This is a genomic window from Mesorhizobium sp. M7A.F.Ca.AU.001.01.1.1, from assembly GCF_004022735.1.
Classification (GTDB): domain Bacteria; phylum Pseudomonadota; class Alphaproteobacteria; order Rhizobiales; family Rhizobiaceae; genus Mesorhizobium; species Mesorhizobium ciceri.
Genome location: NZ_RZPF01001358.1, coordinates 1 through 467, shown reverse-complemented (window position 1 = coordinate 467; position 467 = coordinate 1). Strand labels below are relative to the sequence as shown.

At 60.4% G+C, this 467-nt stretch carries 1 pseudogene; it reads right to left on the bottom strand.

Annotated features, from left to right (window positions below):
• A pseudogene (locus EN884_RS38170) lies at positions 1–201 on the bottom strand (hypothetical protein); the annotation flags it as partial.
• Positions 202–467 lie beyond the last annotated feature (266 nt).

Below are 467 nucleotides of genomic sequence, written 5' to 3'. Positions count from 1 at the left end.
CAGGCCCAGGCCGCCCAGCAGGCCACCGTCGGCGGATGTGGTTTCCGTCGGGACGGGGGCGGTCGGAGCGGGCACGGGAGACTGTTCCGGCTCTTCGGCACTTCTGCCGCTCAGCATCTTGCCGACCAGCAATGCGCCGAGTGCGATCATCAGAGGTTTGGTGATGTTGCCGCCGGGAACGGCGTTGTCAAAAAGTCCCATCGTGGATCCTCCATAGCGACCAAGGCCCGACCCCTCCTCAACAATGAAGCATTCGGGCGGAATTTCAAGCTGGCTTGAGGTTTTGACAATCATATGAAAATGTTCGGCTGGCGAGGGGATGGAGAGGAAAAAATGGGTATCATCAGCTGGATCATTCTCGGCGTGGTCGCCAACATGCAGATCGCCGATTCCACCGCGCTCGGCCAGATCACGCCGCTCTTGATGCTGGTTGGCTCCTCGATCCTGTTTGGCGAGCGGATCGGCGG